Raw genomic sequence first — 2,570 nt, 5'->3', positions numbered from 1 at the left:
CTTAGTTTATAAAATCAAACAGAATCCAATCCGTAACGTTTTTCAGATTACATTATTCATCTGAGTAATTATTCCCTTGTTGGAAGTTCAGACTTATAGATTTTCCAATAATTTTTGTTGGTGAGTAACTTATAGATAACGTTTATGTATAAGAATAGTTGCGGGTTTGTATGCGAGGATTTTCCGAAGGAAAATCAGACGTTACAAACACGCAACGACTTTTGATTAAGCAATATACCGCAATTATTTTTATACGGTGTTACAGCACGTATTTATTCCGCAAAATGTTTTTCGAAGCAACTTTTGCCTCTTCTACAAATCCGCTTTTTTCGTTCGCAATGTTTTCTAATTCCGATTCCGTTTTTGATTGGAATTTCAGTTCGTAATTTTTAATCAGTTTTTCTTTTTCCGAATTTCTTTCCGCCAAGTCTTTTTCAGTCAGTTTCTTTTCAGGAAATAATTTGTTCAACAGTTCTTTATTCAATGCCAAGAAAATAATTAGTAAAGTCAGAAATATTGGATTGAATTTAATTGGTCCAATTCCGAAAATTATGTTTGAGTAATAAATGTCAATTAGATTGACAATTCCGAGAATTAAGGTGAATCCGAAAAAGTAAACAAATAGTTTTTTGTTTTTAAAATAAAGAAGTGAAGAAATCCCAATGAGTCCAATTCCAAAGTAATGTTTGTAATTCAGAGTGTAATCCGTAAGCAATGTAATTCCGATTGAGATTATCACAAGAATTGCTGAAATCAGAAGTGGAATTATGTCTTTACCGATGGTTTTTCTCATATGTGCTGTAACGTGTTTGTATATGATTTGTTGCGTGTTTCAGCACTAAATTTAGCAAATAAAAACCGAATAGAAAATCCGCGAGGGTTTTCTTAAGCAGGCTAGAACTAGCAATAAATTATATACGGTGTTGTGCGCAGGCTTTTCCGTTTTCTAATTGATTTTCCACTATTTTTTCCATCTCACTTTGCTTAAATTCAAACCAACTTTGTCTAAATTCAGAATGGTCAATTTTGTGCTTAAAATTATGAAAAGGTTTTTTGTTTTTCAAAACATTCTTTAAATCCACTTGAAGTTTTTTGTCTGTTATTTGCTCAACAAACCTCTCCATAATTTTAAAAGATTCAAAACTTTCCAAAACTTCGATTTTGATAAAATCAGCTTTATGCTTTTCTAACTTTTTTAAGCTTTCTTTTAAAGACTCTTTAAAAGACTCTTTAAATTCTTCTTCGTCGAATAGTTGGGAGAAATTCGGAATTGCTAATATTTCGCTGGTCTTAAAATTATAATAGCAGTCGTTTCCACAATCCAATTCTTGCGCAATATTGTTGACGATATTTTGTTTAGGATTATCCAAAAAAACAAGCGTGTTTATCTTCTTTAATAATTTCTATTATTTTGTCCAAATAACTAGATTCAGGAAACGGTTCGTAAATCTCCCATTTTCCACTTGCTCGCATCCAATACAAATTCCATTCTTTTCTTGATTTGTAATATCTTATTTTGGCAAAATCAAAATGTTGTTTCTTTTTTTCGTCGTTCCAATCAGGTCGAATTTCAAATAGAATTATAACTTTTCCATCATAAGAATATCCAATATCTACTTGTTTTCTGATTTCAAGATTTTCAGGGCGTAAGGATTCCACATACTTTTTTATAGTGGATTCATTTATGTCAATCGTTTTGTTTATCATTTAGTTACGATTTTTTTCAGCTTGCGCACAACGTGTTTGTATATGGTTTGTTGCGTGTTTAAGAACGTAATTTAGCAAATAAAAACCGAATAGAAAATCCGCGAGGGTTTTCGTAAGCAGGCTAGAACCAGCAATAAAATATATACGGTGTTGGCAATAGTTTTTTATTCACAATCTGATTGTATTTCTTTATTTTTCCATTGAATCCAATATTCTTGTAATCCTTCAGGTGTTTTTTTTAGATTACTAATATTTAATTCGTGTCCTTTCAATGTAACATTTTGAAGTTCTTTTTTTCTTCTTACCAATGATGGTTTATGATTCCAGCCTCCAACGTGGTCAAAGGAAGTATAAGCTTCACATTTTGAGTCAACGGATTTAAAAGGAATAAAAAGGGTATAAATAACTTTTCCACTTCCCATTCCTTGAGTTCTCATTTCAATTTCAGTAAAGTCTACTTTTTTATAATTCTTTTTGTGATAGAGTTCTTTTAGCTTTTTTCCAACAGAATTACTCATTTTATTCGAGAATTGATGTGCAATATCTTTTCCGTTTATAAATTCAGAACCTATATATTTCCCATTGCAACCTTTTTCTGTACATTCTATTCCATTCTTATCTAAAGTTTCCGATTCATTAATTTTCTTATTGTCAGTTTTACAATTTATTTGAAATAAGCTAATAAAATAGATGTAAATAAGTAGTTTCATAAGTTCGGTTTTTAATTATTGCCAACGTATACGTATATGGAAAGTAGCGTTTAAATAATGACTTGTCTTTCCGGCTTGTATATATTTTATAAAGAAACAAAAAATATTGATTAAACAACCAATTAGCTATTTTATATATACGTTGTTATGTTT

4 protein-coding genes are annotated in these 2,570 nt (G+C 30.1%); all 4 read right to left on the bottom strand.

The features are described from left to right. Positions 1 to 259: 259 nt before the first annotated feature. The 4 genes from ACVCZW_RS00260 to ACVCZW_RS00245 all read right to left on the bottom strand — a co-directional run bounded on the left by ACVCZW_RS00260 (position 260) and on the right by ACVCZW_RS00245 (position 2,417). A complete protein-coding gene (locus tag ACVCZW_RS00260) occupies positions 260 to 793 on the bottom strand; it encodes a hypothetical protein (protein WP_452231320.1) in 534 nt (177 codons plus the stop codon). A 118-nt stretch (positions 794 to 911) separates the two neighbouring features. Beyond that, positions 912 to 1,370 (bottom strand): UPF0158 family protein, encoded by a 459-nt coding sequence (locus ACVCZW_RS00255; RefSeq protein ID WP_452231319.1) that lies wholly within the window; start codon positions 1,368 to 1,370, stop codon positions 912 to 914. Next, on the bottom strand, positions 1,363 to 1,707 hold the full coding sequence (locus ACVCZW_RS00250) for a DUF3024 domain-containing protein (RefSeq protein WP_452231318.1): 345 nt from the start codon (positions 1,705 to 1,707) through the stop codon (positions 1,363 to 1,365). The genes ACVCZW_RS00255 and ACVCZW_RS00250 overlap by 8 nt, the downstream gene beginning before the upstream one ends. A 164-nt stretch (positions 1,708 to 1,871) precedes the next feature. Further along, positions 1,872 to 2,417: a hypothetical protein gene (locus ACVCZW_RS00245; protein ID WP_452231317.1), complete on the bottom strand. Its 546-nt coding sequence runs from the start codon at positions 2,415 to 2,417 to the stop codon at positions 1,872 to 1,874. Positions 2,418 to 2,570 lie beyond the last annotated feature (153 nt).

The sequence above is a fragment of the Lacinutrix sp. MEBiC02595 genome (genome assembly GCF_053601555.1).
The sequence above is the reverse complement of the archived record's forward strand: the minus strand, read 5'-3'. Positions and strand labels throughout refer to the sequence as shown.

Coding starts and splice junctions, on each gene's coding strand:
- ACVCZW_RS00260 (WP_452231320.1), bottom strand. CDS start 793: ATGAGAAAAACCATCGGTAAAGACATAATTCCACTTCTGATTTCAGCA.
- ACVCZW_RS00245 (WP_452231317.1), bottom strand. CDS start 2,417: ATGAAACTACTTATTTACATCTATTTTATTAGCTTATTTCAAATAAAT.
- ACVCZW_RS00250 (WP_452231318.1), bottom strand. CDS start 1,707: ATGATAAACAAAACGATTGACATAAATGAATCCACTATAAAAAAGTAT.